Below are 22,194 nucleotides of genomic sequence, written 5' to 3'. Positions count from 1 at the left end.
TGGATTTTTGTTATTTAATATATTCCAGTGTGCGCTCTAACGCCATTCCTCTGGATCCTTTTACGAGAATTGTATTTTCGCTAAAATGTCTTGTTTTAAGATAATCAACAAAAGCATCAAAAGTCTCAAAAAACTGAATGTTATCTTTAGCAACCTTATGCTCATAAAATGACTTACCAATCAAATAACACTCTGATTCATTTTGATTTAATAAGGAATCTACAATTAACTTATGCTCCTGCGAACTCTCATCTCCCAACTCAAACATATCACCCAAAATCATCACTTTGTTTTGATTTTCCAGTTGCAGAAAATTAGTTATTGCGACAGCCATACTACTAGGATTTGCATTGTAAGCATCCAGTATAATCTGATTCGAATCGATTCTTAATAATTGTGATCTGTTATTTTCAGGTATGTAGGTTTCAATTGCCTGTTTCATATCCTTTTCGTCGACCTTAAAATAATATCCCATGGCAATAGCCGCATTAATATTATTAGCATTATAAAGCCCAATTAAATGCGATTCGACACTAAAATTATCGTACTCTATAGCAACAAAAGGATTGGCTTTAATACTTTTGATTTTTAAATCAGTAGTATCGTTATTTATTCCAAAAGTAAATGATTTTATTCCGGCAGATCTTTCAATCTGGATAGGATCTTCAAGATTTACAAAAACCAGTTTATCACTTTTTGCAAGATATTGATACATCTCGCTCTTACCTTCAATTACACCCTGAACTCCGCCAAAACCTTCAAGATGAGCTTTCCCGAAATTGGTAATATAACCGTAATCAGGCTGGGCAATTTCACATAAAAACTCAATTTCTTTTTTATGATTGGCTCCCATTTCAACTATACCTATTTCTGTTTCTTTATTAAAAGACAACAAAGTCAAAGGAACACCAATATGATTGTTTAGATTACCTATTGTAGCTTTGGTTTTGTATTTTTTAGAAATAACAACATTAATAAGTTCTTTGGTCGTCGTTTTACCATTACTCCCCGTTAAGGCTATTATAGGCAATTTAAGATAAGTACGATGAAATTTTGCCAGTTCCTGCAAGGTTTCTAAGCTGTTTTCGACAAGAATTGTTCGCTCATCGATAACATAAGATGCATTATCGACAACAACAAATAAAGCACCTAATTCCAGTGCTTTGGCAGCAAAGATATTCGCATCAAAATTTTCACCTTTGATAGCAAAAAACATAGAATCTTTTTCAATTTTTCTTGTATCAATTGAAACCGATTTACATTGCAAAAACAAGTTATGAATGTCCTGAATATTCATTTATAGGATTATTTACATTTATAAAAATAAGCAATAAAAAAAATCCAAATTCCAAAAGCTGAGTAATTCAGTTGGAATTTGGAATTTTTTTTATTGAATTTTCTAGAATTTAGTTTCTAGGCGATTTTCTTTTTTCAGCTTTTGCACCTACCCTAGACATAGCACATCTAAATCCGATGTAATCTGTTGCCATATCCTGAGGAAAATATCTTCTTTGAGCCGGATCTAACCAGTATGCTCTGTCTCTCCAAGAACCACCTTTGTAAACTCTAACATTATCATCGATTAATGTAGTACGTTTACTAGAGTTGTCATATTTTCTAACCATTTGACCTAAACTGTCTGTTGTTACATTGTGCTTAGGAGAATTATACATTGACTGATCCGCTTTTGTTCCTCCTTCAGGATCTCCAAAGTCAAAATATTTAGATGATTGTTTATCACCATCTCTATAGTTGATGTTATCGCTTGTACTGAAGTTCTGTCTTAGGTAAGTTTCATTTTCGTCAACCGGAACCTGAGCAATTTCTCCTGGTAAGTTTGTTGCAACTTTTTTACCGTTACTTAAAGTTTTGTATTGAATGTTATCTTTAGTGATAATTTCAATTTTACCGTCTTTACCAATTTTGTTTTTAGCGTATTGATTTCCTCTAAAGTAGTTAAAATCATTCGCTTCGTTATCAATAATAGGTCTGTAAACATCGGCAACCCATTCGGCTACGTTTCCAGCCATATCGTATAACCCAAAATCGTTAGGCGCATAGCTTTTTACAGCATTTGTAATATCAGCACCATCATCAGACCAACCTGCAATTCCACCGTAATCACCGTTTCCTTGTTTAAAGTTAGCCAATTGATCTCCTTTGTTTTTACGTTTAGATGAACGTGTATAATCTCCGGACCAAGGATATTTCTTTTGTCCTTTATATATATTGTATTCTCTTTGTCCAACATCAGCTGCTGCAGCATATTCCCATTCTGCCTCTGTAGGTAGTCTGTATTCTGGTAAGATGATTCCTGAAGAACGTTGTGCGTAAACATTTTTTTCTTCCGGAACTACACCGTCTTTTCCTGCTTTAGGTCTTTTTCCGTTTGGATTTTTCTTTAAAACAAGTTCTTCATTACCACCGTAAGTAGTACTTGGAGACGCAACATAAGCTTCTGTGTTGAATATACTTTCAGCACTAACATCTTGTGTTTTAGCTCCTTTTTTAAGGTAACCATTTTTCTCTAAAACTGCTTCGTTTACACGGTCAGTTCTCCATTTAGCAAATTCAACAGCCTGGATCCAGTTAACACCAACTACAGGGTAGTTTGCATAAGATGGATGTCTCAAATAGTTATTAGTCATCGTTTCGTTGTATCCTAAACGATTTCTCCATACTAAAGTATCAGGAGATGCTCCTTCGTAAATATTTTTGTAATTTTCTTCTGTTGGAGGGAAAACTTTCTTTAACCACTCCAGGTATTCTAAGTACATACCATTCGTAACTTCGGTTTCATCCATATAGAATGACTGAACGTGCTGTTGGGTAGGTGTGTTATTCCAATCGTGCATAACATCATCTTGTACTTTACCCATAGTAAATGTACCTCCCTCAACAAAAACTAAACCAGGACCAGCCTGTTGTTTTTTCCCTGCATTTCTAGCAGCAGTTCCATTCTGACTATCTACATCCCAACCAGTTGCTCTGGAAGCGTGACTGGAACTCGATTTTTTGCTACAACTAGCCGTGCCCAACATCAATACCATTGACATCATTAATTGCAAGACTACAATTTTGTTTACTTTCATACTCATTCTTAGGTGATAAATTTAGGTGCTGCAATATAATAATTAACATTTAATTAGCAACATCTGTTCTAATAATTTTATTTAGCTGTTTTTTACCAGAAAATAACCTATAGTTACGAACGCAAAAATATACTTTTTATTATTTACTATAACATGAAATACTATATTTTTACTTACTAAAATATTTTTAACACAAATCAGTTTTATCTACCAATGAAACAAGCCTTATTCTTATATCTTTTTTTGATTCCGTTCCTTTCATTTTCTCAGGTAAATGGGAGCTTTACGCTAGATTGGCAAAACAAAAAAGAGATGAGTTTTGGCGAATCAAAAATAAAAATCCCCTACTTTTTAGGAGGCAGTTTTAGGTACGATACTACTAAAAAAAACATAAGCTTATTGCTTCACCTAGGCGAAACTGGTTCCTCAAACAATAATTCCGTTCAAATTACCAACGTTATTTATGAATCTGTTTCAATTGCTGAGCTGGGCGACTTATCACTCGAAAACATCCCGGAAAAACCAAATGAAACGTTAAAAACAACTATTTCCAGAGATCAAAGACAAACTTTCCTGTCGTTATCACCTATAATAAAGGAAGGAAATAGCTTTAAACGAATGAGATCCTTTTCTTATTCAACAAGCAACTCAACATCAGGAAGCAACAGCAATTCATCTTCTTTTAAAAAATCAAATTCTGTTTATAATTCAGTTTTAGCCTCTGGAGACTGGTACCGATTTTATATCGAAAAATCCGGCGTATATAAAATTTCGAAATCTTTCCTACAAAGCCTTGGATTTGATCCGTCAAAAGTAGATCCACGAAGAATTAAGATCTATGGAAATGGAGGAAAAATGCTCCCATTAGCCAATAGCACTTACTATCCCGAGGATTTAACAGAAAATGCGATACAGATTATTGGAGAAAGCGACGGCATTTTTAACAATGAAGATTATATTCTTTTTTATGGTGAAGGAGTAGAAAACTGGAATACTGAAAGCCAAACAAATCTTAATTTATATACTACAAAATCCTATTATTATATTACGGTGGCAGGCGGCGAAGGAAAACGCATTCCTAACTTCAACCAGCCAACAGGAAACAGCACTTTAGAACTAAACACTTTTGACGACTATCAATTTCATGAAATCGACAAAACCAACATTGCTCATTTGGGTCGCCAATGGTTTGGAGAATCATTTGATATTTATCAGGAACAGGAATTCGAATTTAGTTTCCCGAATATCGAAACTTCAGTACCTGTAAAAATAGAAGTAAATACCGCTTCGGCAGCTTTTACCCCAACCTCGTTTGCAGTTGCTGCCAATGGTCAAAATATTGGCACTATTAATTTCCAGGCTTTAGTTTCGAACTCTGAATTAAAGTTTTACACTCAAAAATTAGCTTCGAACACTTCGTTTACCGGTGCCGAAAACATAAAAATAAAACTTACCTATAATAATAATGGTGTTCCAGGATCAAAAGGCTATCTGGATTACATCAATTTAATCGTAAAAAGAAAATTATCAGGCACAGGCAAACAATTTAAATTTCAATACGACTTAGCCGGCGCAACCGGTGGAATAGTAAATTATACCATCAGCAATGCTTCCGGAATTTCTCAAATTTGGGACATTACAGACCTATATAATGTATCAAAAATAGAAAACAGCAATCAGGCAACTTTTAGCTTCAAGGCATCCTTAGGAGAAATTAGAAAATACATTGCAATTGATGCGGCGGATTATTTTACTCCTTTAAAAGAAAACCAATCAAAAATTGCCAATCAAAACCTAAAAGGAACATTATTTAAAAATACTCAAAACAGTTTTCAGGATATCGACTACGTAATTATTACTCCCAGATTTTTAGTTTCCCAAGCCGAAAAACTAGCGAATTTTCATAGAACATATTCTAATTTGAATGTAAAGGTAATTGCATTAGAAAACATCTATCAGGAATTCTCTTCAGGAAAACAAGATATCGCAGCCATTAGAAATTGCATCAGATACATTTATGACAATGCATCATCTCCAGACAAAAAAATAAAATATCTGAATTTATTTGGGGATGCCTCTTTTGACTATAAAGACAGAATTACCAACAATAACAATATTGTACCTATATATCAATCTATAATTAGCAATTCGACCGGAGAAACATCATTTGCATCTGATGACTTTTATGGCTTAATGGACAACAACGAAGGAGTGGTGGTTTCGCCTTTTGGCGGAATTGATATCGCGGTTGGCAGAATGCTGGTATCTGACAATGCTCAGGCAGGTGAAATGGTGAATAAAGTTTTAGAATACCACGATACCAAATCCTATGGAAATTGGCGCAATAATATTGTTATGGTGAGTGATGATTCTGATCAAACTTCAGACGCAACATTACAGTTTTACCAAAACAATCTGGCAGACAACATTTCTACGCAGAAACCTTTTTTGAATGTCGACAAAATCATTTTGGATGCCTACACGCAAGAAGCTTCTGCCGGCGGATCAAGATATCCTAAAGCCAGAACCGATTTATTTAATGCTTTCGAAAAAGGCGCTTTAATTTTTAATTATTTAGGCCACGGTGGCGAAGATGGCCTGGCGAGCGAACGTATCTGGGAAAAATCAGATGGGCAAAATCTAAACAATCAATATAAGTATCCTTTATTTATAACCATTACTTGTGAGTTTTCACGATTTGATGACCCAACAAGACCAACAGCAGGCGAATACACTTTCTGGAATCCTAAAGGAGGAGCAATTTCTATGCTGACAACCATTCGCGCCATAGGACAATTTAATGCCGAAGATTTTAATGACAGCCTAAGCAAAAACCTGCTTTCGTACGGATCGAATCAGTACACCAGTATTGCCGAGGCGCTCCGAATTTCTAAAAACGAGAATCCAAGTTCAGCCAGTAATGTTATTTTTTATATTGGCGATCCTGCTTTAATATTAGCCATTCCAAAACCGAGAATTAATTTAACAAAAGTCAATGATGTTGTGATTTCGCAATCAATTCCGGACTTTAAATCTTTGGCAAAAATTAAAATTTCAGGAGAGATTACCGATGAAAATAACAATCTTCTAAGCAACTATAATGGTGAATTAGCCACTGCAATTTTTGACAAATTAATCACAACAAGTACCCTAAATAATGATGGTTATAGCCCTGCAATGTCATTTAAAATACTGGGAGAAACTATTTTTAGAGGAAATGCATCCGTAACCAATGGCCAGTTCGAATTTAGCTTTGTGGTACCAAGAGATATAAGGGTTCCCGTTGATTATGGGCGAATTAGTTTTTATTCGAAAAAAAATCAGGCTTTAGAAAACCAAACCGGCTACAATACTACCATTAAAATAGGAGGAATAAATGAAAATGCACCTCAGGACAATATAAATCCAAAAGTTAAGTTATATATGAACGATGAAACTTTTGTATCTGGCGGGACTACAAACGAATCGCCATTTTTACTGGCGTTTCTGGAGGATGAAAATGGAATAAATACAGCAAGCGGAATCGGGCATGACATTGTAGCAATTCTGGACGGAGACGTTAGTAATCCCTATATTCTAAATGATTATTATCAAACAAAATTAGACGATTATACTAACGGAAATTTACGTTTCCCTTTAAGAAATTTAGCTCCGGGCATGCATACTATAAGCTTTACAGCATGGGATGTTTACAACAATCCGGTGACAAGCGAAATACAATTTGTAGTTGTTGGAGATGAATCATTAACACTAACTCACGTTCTTAATTACCCTAATCCTTTTTCTACCTATACTCAGTTTTGGTTTTCCCACAACAGACCTTATGAACCATTAGATGTTCAGGTTCAGGTAATGACTATCACAGGAAAAGTAGTCTGGACAAAAAACCAGGTCATTACTACAGAAGGCTTTTTATCGAGAGAGATAACCTGGGACGGAAGAGATGATTTTGGAGACCGGATAGGAAAGGGTGTTTATATTTATAAACTTACGGTCAGATCTAATTTGACAAATAAAAAGGCAGAAAAATACGAAAAGCTTGTCATCTTATAATTATATATATATTTGTATCATAAATACATTAAGTCCCTAAATGAAAAAAATATCACTACTCTTAATTTGTTCTTTTATTCTTTTTAAAGCACAGGCCCAGGACAACCGACCTATTACAACGGGAGTCCCATTTTTATTAGTTGCAGCAGATGCCAGAGCAGCCGGTTTAGCTGATCAGGGTGTAGCCACATCAGCAGATGCATTCTCCCAGCAATGGAATCCTGCAAAATATGCTTTCTCAGTAGATAAGCAAGGTTTCTCTATTAGTTACACTCCTTATTTAACAGACTTAGCCAATGACATTTCATTAGGTCAGGTTACGTACTACAACAAAATCAACGAACGAAGTGCCTTTGCGGGAAGTCTTCGCTATTTTGGTTTTGGAGATATTGAGTTAAGAACAACAGGAGATCCAAGTGAAGCTGCCAGAATAGTATCACCAAACGAATTCGCCTTAGACGGATCTTATTCTTTGAAATTAAGCGAAACATTCTCGATGGCAGTTGCCGCAAGATTCATCAATTCAAACCTAAAAATTGCCTCAGAAGATGTAGATGCTTCTGCTGCCAGTACTTTTGCAGTTGATATTGCAGGATTCTATCAATCTGAGGAAATTGCTTATTCTGACTTTAACGGACGATGGAGAGCAGGTTTCAACATGCAAAACCTTGGTCAGAAAATAAGTTACGACAATGACGACTTAAGCTCAAACTTTCTACCGGCAAACCTAAGAGTTGGTGGTGGTTTTGATTTTATTCTGGACGACTATAATAAAGTTGGACTGAGTGTCGAATTTACCAAACTTTTAGTACCTACTCCTCCGGGACCAGGAACTCCCGTAGATTTAAACGGAGATGGCGATTATAATGATCTGGGAGAAATTTCTCAGGAACAGGCAAATGCTACAAATTACAAAAACTACAATGATATCGGTTGGGTTTCCGGAATTTTTAAATCATTTGGAGATGCTCCGGGTGGTTTTAGCGAAGAACTAAAAGAGATCACTTATAGTGTGGCCGGAGAATATACGTACCAGGATGCTTTTTCTATGAGAGCAGGATACTACCACCAAAGCCCACAAAAAGGAGGCGTTCAGTTTTTCTCTTTAGGAGCAGGTTTCAAATATAATGTAGTAAAACTTGACGTTTCTTACTTATTTTCGGCATCAAAAATTAAAAATCCTTTAGAAAATACACTTCGCTTTTCTTTAACCTTTAACTTTGGCGACAAATACGAAGTTTACTAAACGAATAAAATAATAAAAATAATAACAATCCAAATTTCTACTTTTTAGAGATTTGGATTTTTTTTCCCATAAAAAGAATGAAAGAAATAAGCATTACATCATCATTTACCATTTACAACTCATTAGAAGAACTTTCAAAAGACACAAAGGACTTAATGAGCCAGGCAATTGAAATTCGCAAAAAAGCCTACGCACCTTATTCTCAATTTAGAGTTGGCGCCGCATTATTATTAGACAACGGTAAAATAGTTTTGGGATCAAATCAGGAAAATGCAGCTTACCCATCTGGATTATGCGCAGAAAGAGTTGCCATTTTTTATGCCGGAAGTATGTATCCTGATGCCAAAATCTTAAAAATAGCAATTACAGCAGCTTCAGATACGAATCAGACTACAGCACCAATTCCGCCTTGTGGTTCTTGCCGCCAATCTATTGCCGAATACGAAATAAAGCAAGATACCCCTATAGAAATCTATTTTATGGGCGAAATTGGCGAAGTTTACAAATCTGCATCCCTTAAAAATTTACTTCCTTTTATGTTCGATAAAAAGTTCTTGTAAAAAAAAGCCAAAAAGTCACGTTTAAATTTTACTTCTTAATAGGAATGTCTTATTTTTGCATCCCGACCTTTCGGGCGCAAATTTGTGGGAGGAAACTATTTTGCGTTATAGGCAACAATTGATAACACAAACAAACTTTAGCAAAAGAAAGAATTCAGATGAAAGAAGTTACAAAAGAAGTATATTTAAAGTGGTACGAAGACATGCTACTTTGGAGAAAGTTTGAAGACAAACTTGCAGCATTATACATTCAACAAAAAGTTAGAGGTTTTTTACACCTATATAATGGTCAGGAAGCTGTACTAGCAGGTGCCTTGCACGCTATGGACCTGACTAAAGATAAAATGATTACTGCTTACAGAAACCACGTACAGCCAATTGGTATGGGAGTTGATCCTAGACGAGTAATGGCTGAGCTTTTAGGAAAAGCAACAGGAACTTCTAAAGGTATGGGAGGTTCTATGCACATTTTCTCTAAAGAACACCGTTTTTACGGAGGACACGGAATCGTAGGTGGACAAATTCCGGTAGGAGCTGGTTTAGCTTTTGCTGATAAATATTTTGAAACTGGCGGAGTAACTATGACCTACTTTGGTGATGGTGCTGCAAGACAAGGTTCATTACACGAAGCTTTCAACATGGCTATGCTATGGAAATTGCCAGTTGTATTTATCGTTGAAAACAACGGTTATGCAATGGGAACTTCTGTTGAAAGAACTGCAAACCATACTGATATCTGGAAACTTGGTTTAGGATACGAAATGCCGTGCGGACCAGTTGACGGAATGAATCCTGTAAAAGTTGCTGAAGCAATGACAGAAGCTATTGACAGAGCTCGTCGTGGTGACGGACCAACTTTCCTTGAAATGAAAACATACCGTTACAGAGGACACTCTATGTCTGATGCACAATTATACCGTTCTAAAGAAGAGGTTGAAGAGTACAAAAAAATTGACCCTATTACTCAGGTTTTAGATGTAATTATGGATCAAAAGTACGCTACAGAAGAAGAAATTGAAGTAATTGACCAAAGAGTAAAAGATTTGGTTGAAGAATGTGTGAAATTCGCTGAAGAATCTCCATATCCTGAATTAGAACAATTATACGATGTAGTATACGCACAAGAAGACTATCCATTCACACCTCATAAACTATAATATATTATGGCCATAAAAGTAACAATGCCTCGTTTGAGCGATACTATGACGGAAGGAACGGTAGCGACTTGGTTAAAAAAAGTAGGCGACAAAATTAGCGAAGGAGATATCCTTGCTGAAATCGAAACAGATAAAGCAACAATGGAATTTGAGTCTTTCAACGAAGGAACTCTTTTACATATCGGAATTCAGGCTGGAGAAACTGCTCCAGTTGATTCATTATTAGCCATCATTGGTAACGAAGGAGAAGACATTTCTGCTCTTTTAGCTGGTGGTGATGCTCCTGCTGCTGCAGAAGCTCCAAAAGCTGAAGCCGCTCCTGCTGTTGAAGCAAAAACAGAAACTGCTGCTCCTGCAAAAGCTGCAACTGAATTACCTAAAGGTGTTATAGTAGTAACTATGCCACGTTTGAGTGATACAATGACAGAAGGAACTGTAGCAACCTGGTTGAAAAAAGTAGGTGATGCTGTTGCCGAAGGCGATATCCTTGCTGAAATTGAAACTGACAAAGCTACTATGGAGTTTGAGTCTTTCAATGAAGGAACATTATTATACATTGGTATTCAGGAAGGAAATACCGCACCTGTTGATAGTTTATTAGCTATTATAGGACCTGCAGGAACTGATATTTCTGGAATTGCTGACAATTATACTGCCGGAGGCGCTGCAACTGCAAGTGCTCCTGCAACTGAAGAAAAAGCTGCTCCTGCTGCTGAAAAAGCAACTGAAGCTGTAGCTGAAACTTCAAACGGAGGAAGAATTTTAGCTTCGCCATTAGCGAAAAAAATTGCTTCTGACAAAGGAATCCAATTAACTCAGGTTAAAGGTTCAGGAGAAAACGGACGTATCGTAAAAAGCGATATCGAAAACTTTACTCCAGCTGCACAAGCACAACCAACTGCTGCTGCTCCAAAAGCTGACGCTGCTCCTGCTGCACCAAAAGTATTTGTTCCTGCCGGAGAAGTTTTCACCGAAGAGATCAAAAACTCTCAAATGCGTAAAATTATCGCAAAACGTTTGGCTGAATCATTATTTACTGCACCTCACTACAACTTAGTGATCGAAGTAAGCATGGACGAAGCTATGGGCGCAAGAGCGACAATCAATACTGTTCCGGATACAAAAGTATCTTTCAACGATATGGTAATTAAAGCTTGTGCTTTAGCATTGAAAAAACACCCAAAAATTAACTCTCAGTGGAAAGAAGATGCTATCATCATCAACCACCACGTTAACATTGGTGTTGCTGTAGCTGTTGAAGACGGATTAGTAGTTCCTGTATTGAAATTTACAGATGCTATGAGTTTATCTCAAATTGGAGCTTCAGTAAGAGATCTTGCAGGAAGAGCTAAAAACAAAAAATTAGGACCACAAGAAATGGAAGGAAGTACTTTTACAGTATCTAACCTTGGAATGTTTGGTATTACTGAATTCAATTCGATTATCAACCAACCAAACTCTGCTATCCTTTCTGTAGGTGCAATTGTTGAGAAACCAGTAGTTAAAAACGGTCAGATTGTAGTAGGAAACACAATGATGTTATCATTAGCGTGTGACCACAGAACAATTGATGGTGCAACTGGCGCTCAGTTCTTACAAACATTAAAACAATACATCGAAAGCCCTGTTACAATGTTGGCATAATTTCAATGTTTATCCTGAGCCAAGCTTAAGGTTATTTATAATAAAATCCTGTTTTGTTTATTCAAAACGGGATTTTTTGTTTAATTTTCCTCCACTAATTCAATTCTTCATAAAATGAAAAAATTAATCCTTGCCACTTTATTCCTGACCGTAATTGCGTGTCAGAAAAAGGAACAAACAGAAAAAGCAACTGCTGTTACAGACGAACACAGTTATTCTAAACCAGAACTTGCTGTTGTAAAACACTTAGATCTGGATATAAAAGTCGACTTTGACACTCAGACTATCTCAGGAAAAGCTTCCTGGTTAATTGACAATGTGAGTAAAGGAAACGAAATTATCTTTGACGAAAACACACTTAATATTACCAAAGTAACTTTAGGCGACGACGAAAAAGAAACTAAATTCGAATTAGGAAAAGACGTGGAATTTCACGGAAAACCTCTTCATATTACAATCGAGCCTACTACAACTAAGGTAAACATTTACTACAGCACGACTAAAGAAGCTGTTGCCTTACAATGGCTTAAACCAGAACAAACGGCAGACAAAAAGAAACCATTCCTTTTCTCTCAGGGAGAAAGTGTTTGGTCACGCACCTGGATTCCTTGCCAGGATTCACCTGGAATTCGTTTTACTTACAATGCAAAAGTTACCGTTCCTAAAGATTTATTAGCCGTAATGAGCGCTGTAAATCCACAAAAGAAAAATGATACGGGCGTTTATACTTTCAAACAAGACAAAGCGATTCCTTCTTATTTAATGGCGATTGCTGTTGGAGATATCGAATTTCAATCTATCGACAACAGAACCGGAGTTTACGCAGAACCATCGATGCTAAAAAAATCGGCATGGGAATTTGCTGAACTTGGAAAAATGGTTGTAGCTGCAGAAAAACTTTACGGGCCTTACCGTTGGGGACGTTATGATGTTTTGGTTTTACCGCCAAGTTTTCCTTACGGAGGAATGGAAAATCCAAACCTAACCTTTTTAACTCCGGGAGTTATTGCCGGAGATCGTTCTTTAACGAGCTTATTAGCGCATGAATTAGGCCATAGCTGGAGCGGAAATCTAGTTACAAACGCTACCTGGGATGATATTTGGTTAAACGAAGGTTTTACTACTTATGTAGAACACCGTATTGGCGAAGCAATTTTTGGAAAGAAAGAATTTGAAATGCAAAATGTTATCACCCGCAAAGAATTAGTTGATAATGTAGCAGAATATGGAGAGACAAGCCCGGATACAAGATTAAAAGTAAGTCTTACAGGAAGAAATCCTGACGACGGGATCAGCATGATTCCTTATGTAAAAGGTTATGCTTTTTTAAGAGTAATCGAAAACGCTGTTGGACGTGAGAAATTTGACGTATTCATTAAAAATTATTTCGACGCACACGCTTTTAAATCTATTACAACAGAAGATTTTATTAAATACTATAACGAGAATCTTATAAAAGGAGACAAAGCACTGGCAGATAAAATAAAAGCCGAAGACTGGATTTACAAACCTGGAATTCCATCAAATATTACTTCGGTAAGTTCTGCCGATTTTGATGCTATTGACAAAATCCAAAAAAGCTGGAGAGAAACCGGCGTAAAAGGATTAAGCCAGAAAATTACAACCACCAGCGAAAAACAGTATTTTATAGATCATCTTCCAACGGATATTACGCCAAAAGAAATGGAAGCTATCGATGCAGAATTCAACTTTACAAAAGGCGGTAATTTCATCATCAAACGTCAATGGTTTGTTCAGGCAATAATCCACCAATACAAAGCAGCGAATCCTGCGATTGAGCAGTTTCTAGTTTCAATAAGCAGAACCGGATCTGTAATGATGCTTTATAAAGAAATGGTAAAAACTCCAGAAGGAAAAGTTTGGGCAAACAAAATTTTCGATAAAGCAAAATCAGGTTACCATGCTACGACTATTCAGGCGGTTGAAGGCATTTTGAAATAGTTTTCAGTCGCGGTTTTACAGTCGCAGTCGCAGTTTTCAGTTTATAATCTTACCGAAGACCGAGACTGAAAACTGCAAACTAAAAAATCCCCGGTTACATCTTGTAATCGGGGATTTTTTTTATCCAGTAGGGATTACATATTGGTAGAAAAAAATATTCATTTTGTTCATTTGTCCCGTTAGGAACTACACCAATACGCAATAATAAGTAGTCCCTAACGGGACAAATGGCTATAATACTTGATAATTTCTACCAATATGTAATCGCTACGGGATAAATTACAATCGGGATACTCTTCTATTCAAAAAATAACCTCAGGGAAAATTGTCCATCACATAGCGTAAATCCTCCATGTTCTACAATCTGTAATCGTCGCACCTTTGTAATGTCAAAAGACAACAATTAATAATTAACATAAAAAATTAAATAAAATGACACGATTAACAGCATTAAACCCAGAAGAAGTAACAGGAAAAACTAAAGATTTATTCGACGCTGTACAAGCTAAATTAGGAGTTGTTCCTAACATGATGAGAACAATGGGAAATTCTCCGGCGGTTCTTGAAGGATATTTAAATTTAAGCGGTGCATTGAGCCACGGAAAACTAAGTTCAAAAACCGGAGAACTAATCGCTCTAACAGTTTCAGAAAGCAATTCATGTGAGTATTGTGTAGCTGCCCACACTTTTATTGGCGGAAAATTATTAAAAACTGATGCACAAGTTTTACACGACGCAAGAACAGGAAATTCTACTGATGCAAAAACTGAAGCGATCCTTCAATTTGCTAAAACATTAATTAGTAAAAATGGTCTGGTAAACGATCAGGATGTAAATGCAATTAAAAATGCAGGAGTTTCAGACGCTGAACTTGCAGAAACTGTAGCACATGTTGCATTAAATGTTTTAACCAACTATTTTAACAATACTGCCAATACAGAAATTGATTTTCCGGCAGTTCCTGATTTAGCATTACAAAACTAATTTTTCAAACAAAAACAGTTTATAAAGATAGTTGTGAATTTATTTCATGACTATCTTTATATTTTAAAAAACATAGAATTATGAGCAATCAAAGTGTTTTTACTTTAATCAATCCGCAAACCGGGAACCTTGCTTTTAAGCTGCTTCCGTTTGATGACAATAGCCATTTTGATCATTTGCAACGCAATAATTATTTTTCCCTGATTTGGGTTACCAAAGGAAAAGGCAAAGTAAAAGCTGATTTTGCCGAGCATCAGTTTGAAGAAAACTCGCTCCTCGCCTTTTCACCGTATCAACCTTTTATGCTTTGCGTAAGCGAACCCATTGAAGGAATTGCAATACATTTTCATCCTGATTTTTACTGCATTCATTACCACCAAAAAGAAGTTTCGTGCAATGGTGTTTTGTTTAACAATGTTTATCAGCCGCCTTTTACCATAATTACAGAAGAAGCGGCCTCGACTTTTAAAATGGTTCTGGAGCAGATGAAAATTGAAATGCAAAATTCAGAACTGGCACAATATGAATTATTGATTTCGTACTTAAAAATATTTTTAATCACGGCTTCGAGGCTCAAAAACCAACAATTAGAAGAGATGAAATCGGTTCCGGATTCTAAAGAACCTTTCATTCTTCAAAATCTGAAAGATGCTATCGAACTGAATTTCAAGATCAAACATTCAGCGGGACATTATGCAGAAATGCTGAATATTTCGGCGAAAGCCTTAGCCAAATTATCGAAAAATTACTTCAACAAAACCCTGACAGACTTAATTGCCGAAAGAATTATAATCGAAGCGAAAAGAGAATTGTACATGACCAACAAAACGGTAAAAGAAATCGCTTATGAATTGGGTTATGACGACGAACATTATTTTAGCCGCTTCTTTAAAACCAATGCCGATGTTTCGCCACAATTGTATCGTGAAACTGTAGGATTTGGAAAAATGACAGACTAATTTTTATTTTTAGCCTCGATCCATTTTGACATATACATTGTACTTCTATAAGCATGATGCTGCAACAGACTTCCCATAAAATTATGTAAACGATGACTTTCAGAATCATTTAATAATGAATTGATTGCTGCTATTAATGCCGTAGAATATTTACTCAATTGATAGCATTCGTTGACGATAGCAACTCCATTTTTTTGAGCTTGTATCCAAAGATTTTCGTCGTGATACAATTCGACCGCCTTTTTTGCAAACAATTCAGCATCATCTGTAATAAAACCATTCCATGATAAATTGGCGTGCATGGCTTCAGAACCAATTGTTGTGGTTACACTTGGCGTTCCGCATTGCATGGCTTCTAATAATTTCCCTTTTAATCCTGCTCCAAACCGAATTGGCGCCAGAACAACCCGCGTTTTTTTAACAATTTCATTAGCGTCTGCGGCTCTTCCCATAATAAAAAAACCATTTTTAGACTGATGCAACTGCAGCACTTTTTGGGAAGGATAAGCACCGTAAACTTCTAAAACAGCTTCTGGAAATTGCTTTTTTATTAAAGGCCAAATGGTTTCTTTTAAATACTGAACTGTATTCCAATTGGGTTCATGAAGAAAATTCCCGATGAAAACAAAATTTTTACGCTCTTCAAACAAAGGCAATTTCAATAAATCCAATTCAGACATTTCGTATACCAAAAACGGCAAATAATACAATAAACCTGAATCGATTTTAAAAACATCTTTTAAGATTTTCATTTCAAATTCAGAAATAATAAAAGACAAATCACATCTTAAAATACTGGCAATTTCGCGCTTCGCTACTTCTTCAGACAATAAATCATGAAGCTCACAAACTCTATTTTCTTTAAACGCTTTTTGCCTTGCCGTTCTCAAACAATGCAAATCTTCGGTATCTAATAAACGAATCGCTTTTGGGCAATTTTCAGATACGCGCCATCCAAATTGCTCTTCGATCATAAAACGATCAAACAAAACAACATCAGGATTCAATTCGATAATGAAATCATCAAAACTGGAATTATTGAGTTTAATTGACACTTTCTTCACATCAAATTCAGACAAATCGACCATAAAATCGCTGTCTAAAGCCGGGCTTGCAAATGTAATTTCAAATCCATTTTGCTTAAAAATAGAAATCAACTGCATCATCCTTCCACCTGCTGCAGACGAATTTGGTTCAGGCCAAACAAAGCCAATAATTAAAAGTTTTTTTATGTGATTCATTACAAATTATTTCAAGCTACAAAATAATGCTTTTTTGAGCGCAATCATACAATATTTCCTGATTTTTAGTAATAAAAAACACTAATTTTGCAAGAACTAAAATGCCGGGAAATTATGTTAGGATTAAAATTAGCAACAGACCCTCGTTGGGTAAATATTGTTGAGTCGAATATCGAAGAAATATTAACAGATCACGCTTGGTGCGAACAAAAAGCAGCTTCAAACGCCATTAGTTTAGTTACTTACAATTCTGAACTAGAAGAATTAGTTACGGAAATGCTTGTAATTGCGAGAGAAGAATTAGAGCATTTGCAAATGGTACACGATATCATCAAAAAAAGAGGTTTGACCTTGGGCCGCGAAAGAAAAGATCATTATGTAAATGAACTTTTTAAATTCATGAAAAAAGACGGAAGCCGTAAAGATGCTCTTTGTGATCGTTTATTGTTTTCAGCCATGATCGAAGCGAGAAGCTGCGAACGTTTTAAGGTACTTTCTGAAAATATAAAAGACGAAGAATTAGCTAAATTTTACCGTGATTTAATGATTTCTGAAGCGGGTCATTACACTACTTTTTTAGGATTTGCACGAAAATATACTGACAATATAGATATAGATAAACGCTGGAAAGAATGGATTGAATACGAAGGTTCTATCATCACCAATTATGGTAAAAAAGAAACTGTTCACGGATAAAATTCAATTTAAACCTTACCTATAAATACCACAATTTGTTATGTCTGCAAATAAAACGAAATCTATTTTATTAAAAATAGCCAAATATCTTGGAATAACGTTTGTCGTTATTATAGGATTACTGTTTCTGACCCCTATTATTTTTGCTGACAAAATTAAGGAGCAAATTAAAAAAACTGCTAACGAAAAACTGAGCGCAGAATTGAATTATTCTGATGTCTCGGTTTCGTTTTTTCATCATTTTCCTTCGTTAACTTTAACCTTAAATGATTTAAGCCTTAACGGATCAGCTCCGTATAAAAGCGAAAAATTCATTACCGCAAAAGAGGTTTCTTTTGGAATAAATGTAGCCAGTTTAGTATTTAGTAAAGAGGTAAAAATTGACCAGATTTATTTATCTGATTCGTTTATTAATGTAAAAGTGAATCCAAAAGGAGAAGCCAATTACAATGTTTACAAATCATCAAGTCCGTCAGATCCAAAAGACAGTACTGATGCTGATGCATCGCTAAAACTGGAGAAAATTGAGATCCTGAACAGTAAAATTATTTACGACGATCAGTCGACTAAAGTTCATTTTGATGCTTTTGGTTTTAATTATTTAGGAAAAGGCGATTTAAACAAGGCTGTTTTTGACTTGTATTCGAAAGCCAAAATTGAAAAACTGAATATTGTTTATGAAGGTGAACCGTATTTAATGAATAAAAAAATCGATGCCGACCTGATCACAAAAGTAAATGTGAATTCGTTATCTTTTTTCTTTCAACAAAACAACCTTAAAATCAATCAGCTCTTGGTCGATTTTAAAGGAAAATTTGACTTCCTGAAAGATGGTTACAACATCGATTTTGTGATTAAATCTGACAATAGCGACCTGTACGATGTATTTACTGCTTTCCCTCCAAAATATATTACCTGGCTTTCTAAAACCGAATTAAAAGGAAAAACAAACTTACTTTTTACCTTAAAAGGAAATTATATTGCCTCGCAAAATATTGCTCCGGACCTTAATTTAGATGTAAAAATAGACAACGGTTTTGTAAATTATAACAAAAGTGCTTTTCCGGTTTCTAACTTAAACTTAGAAGTAAAAACAAAAGTTCCGTCGCTGAATCCGGATCTTGCTATTGTTGATGCTAAAAACTTATCCCTGAACATCAACAAGGATTACTTAAAATCTAAATTTTATGTTGAAGGCATTAATACTCCAAATATCGATGCTGACTTTAAAGCCAAAATTGATCTTGAAAAATTAATTACAGCTCTTGGAATTCCTGATATTGTTTTAAAAGGAAATTTGGCGGGTGATGTAAAAGCAAACGGAAAATTTGATCTTAAAAACAAACTTTTTCCGGTTACTAATGGTGTTATCGATTTAGAAAACGGGTATTTAAAAACACCTTATTACCCAAATCCTATCACCAATATTACCATCAAATCTAAAATCAACAATCAAAAAGGAACTTTTGATGATTTGAAAGTGAGTTTAAAACCTACTCAGTTTACTTTTGAAGGGAAACCTGTTTTTGTAGAAGCAGATTTGAGCAATTTCAACGATTTGACTTACGACATAAAAGCCAAGGGAGAACTTGACGTGAATAAAATCTATAAAGTTTTCTCTCAAAAAGGACTTGATTTAGATGGTTTTGTAAAAGCTGATTTGGTTTTGAAAGGCAAACAAAGCGATGCCGAAAAAGGAAAATACAGCAAGCTTCATAACAAAGGAACGCTTGAGCTTAGAAATATTGGCATTACATCAGAATATTTGCCAAAGAAATTTATTATCAAAGAAGGTGTTTTTAAAATCAATCAGGATAAAATGTATTTTAACAACTTTCTGGCTGCTTACGGTCAGTCTGATTTTAAGATGAACGGATATCTGCAAAACGTTTTTAATTACGCAACCACAAATACAGGTGTTTTAAAAGGTTCTTTTAATGCCACATCACGATACATTAATGTGGATGAATTTATGTCGAGTACTTCGGCAAATACATCGGTAACGCAAACAAAAACCGAAACTCCAGCTCCTACTCAGACTGAAGCAAAACAAACTGGAGTGATTATGATTCCGACTAATTTGAATTTGAATTTCACCGCTAATGCCCAAAAAGTGAATTTTGATAAATTAAATCTTCAAAATGCGGTTGGAAATTTAAGCATGAAAAAAGGGAAATTAAGCATGCAGAATACCGGTTTTAATTTAATTGGCTGTAATGTTGCCATGAATGCCAATTATCAGGCTGTTACGACTAAAAAAGCAAATTTTGATTTTACTATTAAAGCGTCTGATTTTGATATTAAAAAAGCATACAACGAAATTGAAGTTTTCAGAAAAATGGCCAGCGCTGCTGAAAAAGCACAAGGAATCGTTTCGGTTGATTATCAATTAAAAGGCCGTTTAAACGGCAATATGGATCCAGTATATCCATCACTTGCGGGTGGCGGAACACTTTCTGTAAAAGATGTAAAAGTGCGAGGATTGAAAATGTTTAACGCCGTAAGCAAAGCAACAAGTTCTGAATCCATGCAAAATCCTGATCTTTCTAAGGTCGACATTAAAACCACGATCAAGAACAACATCATGACCGTAGAGCGCTTTAAATTTAAGTTTGCAGGCTTTAGACCAAGAATCGAAGGCACAACAAGTCTCGACGGAAAACTGAACTTAAAAATGCGTTTAGGCTTACCTCCTCTTGGCATATTCGGAATTCCGCTAACGGTTACCGGAACACAAAATAGTCCTAAAGTAAAATTAGGAAGAAAAACTGAGGATTTGGAAGAGACTAAGGATACTGAATAATAAAATTCCAATTTATTGATATCTGCCTTTGTCAAAGTTTAAAACCAAGAGCACAAGGAACTTTTATGAAAGCCTAATTTTAAGGTTGGTATGTGGATTTTTGTCATTTCATAAATAACAACGTTGCAACCTAATTTAATTCCTATCTTAAAACCTAGCCCGTGGTTTCAACCACGGGCTAGGTTTGGTAAGTTTACAACTAAAAAAAACTTTATCATAAATAGAAAATATCTTAAACTACACATACAACATTCCAGAAACATACAAAATTCCTTTCGCTAATACCCACAACAAAACTGCCATTCCTAAAAATCCCCAGGCAGAAGTTCTGTTTCTTTTCCAGTTAATACAGAAAGTTGGAATCTCCCAATATTTGATCACAATATAAATACTGGTTCCTATTAAGGATGCCCAAATAAGTTCTCCGGAACGAATCTGAAAGCTATAAACTAAAGTCGATACCAGAAAAAGAATTGTAATAAATTGCAAGTAATAGTAATTCTTGTAATTGCGTTTGAAATTTTCTTTGAGAGATATAATCAAAAATGATATAATAAGTAAACCTGTCAAGGCAATAATAATATACGAGAAAAGCGGGTTATGCTGTACGATAAAAAAGCCATCAATAATCAAGGCCAAAACAACACAAGCCGCAAGGGTAAAAATAGTTCTTTCGATAGAAGTATCTTTATACGGAATAAGAATTGGATAAATATACTTATCAAAAGTACGCCAAACAGGCAAAGCACAAATTACCGCCATAGCAGCTACAACAATTTCATAATTGTATAATACATCACCTGGAATTTTATACAACAAATACAAAAGAGCCATAGTCACAATAATTGCGGGAAGACAAATTGTTTTTACTATTTCCCACTTATTACTTCCCCAGAACGTATTTCTTATTTCAAAAACATATTTCTTAACTAAGTATTTCCGTGTAAAAATAGCTGTTGACTGACTCCATAATAAAAACAAACCTATATGAATTACTACAGTGCGCAAGGTCATTTCTTCTATATAACATCCGCCAACGATACAAACGATTCCAAGCAGCAATAATTCGTAGGTTAACAAAATTGCAGAGAATAAAAGCCTGAACAATGGTGCGAATTGTTTTATCAGGATATCTATAAGCCTGTCCCAATAATTGCGTAATAAACCCACTATCGCGCATATTGCAATAAATGCCGCCAAATACAACATCCAATTGGTTAGCGATTGCGTTTGCATCCATAACTGAACTGCAGAATCTTTTACAGGAATATAAATTACTTGCGAATTAGCATAAATTTCATTTGCGAGTCGATTTCTTACGCTATCATTAATAACCGAAAACTGATTCTTATGTTGCTGCCAATATAAATCAGCATTAGAATCGCTTTTTTGCAGCACCGCAAATTCGTATAAAATCTTTTTTTGAGAATCATTTAAGAAAACAATTTCGTAAGCAGGATGAATTTCTTTTGCAAACAGACTTATACAGAAAAGAAATATAAGGAAAACTATTTTTTTCAAGGCTTATAACGTATTAGTTCAATCAAAAATACAAATAATACCGCGGAAAAAATTAAAATTTAAAATTCCAAATTCCAATAACACTTATGTATATTTCAAAAAAGGAAACTGATTTCTACTTTCGGTTAAAATGACAAAAACAAGATACCAATCCTAAAATGTTGTGACGAACATAAAAACTAAACTCAGCACTTATTTTTTACAGCAAAGAGCACAAAGATTTTTTACTTAAGAATACTTCTAAAAAGTACAAAGTTCGCAAAGCTAAGTCAATAC

14 protein-coding genes are annotated in these 22,194 nt (G+C 35.2%); 10 read left to right on the top strand and 4 right to left on the bottom strand.

The features are described 5' to 3' along the window. Window positions 1-10: 10 nt before the first annotated feature. Together murF and gldJ are read right to left on the bottom strand one after the other, a co-directional pair. On the bottom strand, window positions 11-1,297 hold the full coding sequence (gene murF / locus IRZ78_RS07835; protein ID WP_194615994.1) for a UDP-N-acetylmuramoyl-tripeptide--D-alanyl-D-alanine ligase: 1,287 nt from the start codon (window positions 1,295-1,297) through the stop codon (window positions 11-13). A gap of 109 nt (window positions 1,298-1,406) precedes the next feature. Next, complete coding sequence (gldJ, locus tag IRZ78_RS07830) at window positions 1,407-3,092, bottom strand: gliding motility lipoprotein GldJ (protein ID WP_194615993.1); 1,686 nt, start codon at window positions 3,090-3,092, stop codon at window positions 1,407-1,409. Window positions 3,093-3,305: 213 nt separating this feature from the next. Between gldJ and porU the strand changes: the two genes are divergently transcribed. From porU to IRZ78_RS07790, 8 genes are all read left to right on the top strand, one after another. Continuing rightward, window positions 3,306-7,145: a type IX secretion system sortase PorU gene (gene porU / locus IRZ78_RS07825; RefSeq protein WP_194615992.1), complete on the top strand. Its 3,840-nt coding sequence runs from the start codon at window positions 3,306-3,308 to the stop codon at window positions 7,143-7,145. 40 nt (window positions 7,146-7,185) lie between these two features. After that, window positions 7,186-8,391 carry a type IX secretion system outer membrane channel protein PorV gene (gene porV, locus IRZ78_RS07820; protein WP_194615991.1) on the top strand — a complete coding sequence of 402 codons (1,206 nt, stop codon included), beginning with the start codon at window positions 7,186-7,188 and terminating at the stop codon, window positions 8,389-8,391. Window positions 8,392-8,468: 77 nt separating this feature from the next. Next, window positions 8,469-8,951, top strand: a complete 483-nt coding sequence (gene cdd / locus IRZ78_RS07815) for a cytidine deaminase (protein WP_194615990.1) — start codon at window positions 8,469-8,471, stop codon at window positions 8,949-8,951. A 158-nt stretch (window positions 8,952-9,109) separates the two neighbouring features. After that, the gene (pdhA, locus tag IRZ78_RS07810; RefSeq protein WP_173969782.1) at window positions 9,110-10,108 is read left to right on the top strand and encodes a pyruvate dehydrogenase (acetyl-transferring) E1 component subunit alpha; all 999 of its coding nucleotides are present in this window, start codon (window positions 9,110-9,112) and stop codon (window positions 10,106-10,108) included. Window positions 10,109-10,114: 6 nt separating this feature from the next. After that, window positions 10,115-11,752 (top strand): pyruvate dehydrogenase complex dihydrolipoamide acetyltransferase, encoded by a 1,638-nt coding sequence (locus tag IRZ78_RS07805; protein WP_194615989.1) that lies wholly within the window; start codon window positions 10,115-10,117, stop codon window positions 11,750-11,752. A gap of 114 nt (window positions 11,753-11,866) precedes the next feature. Beyond that, complete coding sequence (locus tag IRZ78_RS07800; protein WP_194615988.1) at window positions 11,867-13,714, top strand: hydrolase/aminopeptidase; 1,848 nt, start codon at window positions 11,867-11,869, stop codon at window positions 13,712-13,714. Between the two features lie 432 nt (window positions 13,715-14,146). Further along, entirely contained in the window at window positions 14,147-14,698 is a 552-nt protein-coding gene (locus tag IRZ78_RS07795) for a carboxymuconolactone decarboxylase family protein (protein ID WP_194615987.1), read from the top strand. A gap of 80 nt (window positions 14,699-14,778) precedes the next feature. After that, entirely contained in the window at window positions 14,779-15,657 is an 879-nt protein-coding gene (locus tag IRZ78_RS07790; RefSeq protein WP_194615986.1) for a helix-turn-helix domain-containing protein, read from the top strand. Here IRZ78_RS07790 and IRZ78_RS07785 read toward each other — a convergent pair. Next, on the bottom strand, window positions 15,654-16,898 hold the full coding sequence (locus IRZ78_RS07785; protein WP_194615985.1) for a glycosyltransferase: 1,245 nt from the start codon (window positions 16,896-16,898) through the stop codon (window positions 15,654-15,656). The two genes, IRZ78_RS07790 and IRZ78_RS07785, sit on opposite strands and share 4 nt — an antisense overlap. Before the next feature lie 114 nt (window positions 16,899-17,012). Here IRZ78_RS07785 and IRZ78_RS07780 point away from each other — a divergent pair, with 114 nt between their 5' ends. After that, window positions 17,013-17,594 (top strand): tRNA-(ms[2]io[6]A)-hydroxylase, encoded by a 582-nt coding sequence (locus tag IRZ78_RS07780; RefSeq protein ID WP_065448101.1) that lies wholly within the window; start codon window positions 17,013-17,015, stop codon window positions 17,592-17,594. 40 nt (window positions 17,595-17,634) lie between these two features. Next, window positions 17,635-20,397, top strand: coding sequence for an AsmA-like C-terminal region-containing protein (locus tag IRZ78_RS07775; RefSeq protein ID WP_194615984.1), 2,763 nt, complete (start codon window positions 17,635-17,637; stop codon window positions 20,395-20,397). 237 nt (window positions 20,398-20,634) lie between these two features. Here IRZ78_RS07775 and IRZ78_RS07770 read toward each other — a convergent pair whose 3' ends face one another. After that, window positions 20,635-21,918 carry a hypothetical protein gene (locus IRZ78_RS07770; RefSeq protein ID WP_228520403.1) on the bottom strand — a complete coding sequence of 428 codons (1,284 nt, stop codon included), beginning with the start codon at window positions 21,916-21,918 and terminating at the stop codon, window positions 20,635-20,637. Window positions 21,919-22,194: the final 276 nt, after the last annotated feature.

It is taken from the genome of Flavobacterium sp. CSZ, from assembly GCF_015350725.1.
Lineage (GTDB): Bacteria > Bacteroidota > Bacteroidia > Flavobacteriales > Flavobacteriaceae > Flavobacterium.
The sequence above is the reverse complement of the archived record's forward strand: the minus strand, read 5'-3'. Positions and strand labels throughout refer to the sequence as shown.

Bases quoted from the DNA above. Each gene is read 5' to 3' on its own strand.
- murF (WP_194615994.1), bottom strand. From the start codon at position 1,297: ATGAATATTCAGGACATTCATAACTTGTTTTTGCAATGTAAATCGGTT.
- gldJ (WP_194615993.1), bottom strand. From the start codon at position 3,092: ATGAAAGTAAACAAAATTGTAGTCTTGCAATTAATGATGTCAATGGTA.
- porU (WP_194615992.1), top strand. From the start codon at position 3,306: ATGAAACAAGCCTTATTCTTATATCTTTTTTTGATTCCGTTCCTTTCA.
- porV (WP_194615991.1), top strand. From the start codon at position 7,186: ATGAAAAAAATATCACTACTCTTAATTTGTTCTTTTATTCTTTTTAAA.
- cdd (WP_194615990.1), top strand. From the start codon at position 8,469: ATGAAAGAAATAAGCATTACATCATCATTTACCATTTACAACTCATTA.
- pdhA (WP_173969782.1), top strand. From the start codon at position 9,110: ATGAAAGAAGTTACAAAAGAAGTATATTTAAAGTGGTACGAAGACATG.
- IRZ78_RS07805 (WP_194615989.1), top strand. From the start codon at position 10,115: ATGGCCATAAAAGTAACAATGCCTCGTTTGAGCGATACTATGACGGAA.
- IRZ78_RS07800 (WP_194615988.1), top strand. From the start codon at position 11,867: ATGAAAAAATTAATCCTTGCCACTTTATTCCTGACCGTAATTGCGTGT.
- IRZ78_RS07795 (WP_194615987.1), top strand. From the start codon at position 14,147: ATGACACGATTAACAGCATTAAACCCAGAAGAAGTAACAGGAAAAACT.
- IRZ78_RS07790 (WP_194615986.1), top strand. From the start codon at position 14,779: ATGAGCAATCAAAGTGTTTTTACTTTAATCAATCCGCAAACCGGGAAC.
- IRZ78_RS07785 (WP_194615985.1), bottom strand. From the start codon at position 16,898: ATGAATCACATAAAAAAACTTTTAATTATTGGCTTTGTTTGGCCTGAA.
- IRZ78_RS07780 (WP_065448101.1), top strand. From the start codon at position 17,013: ATGTTAGGATTAAAATTAGCAACAGACCCTCGTTGGGTAAATATTGTT.
- IRZ78_RS07775 (WP_194615984.1), top strand. From the start codon at position 17,635: ATGTCTGCAAATAAAACGAAATCTATTTTATTAAAAATAGCCAAATAT.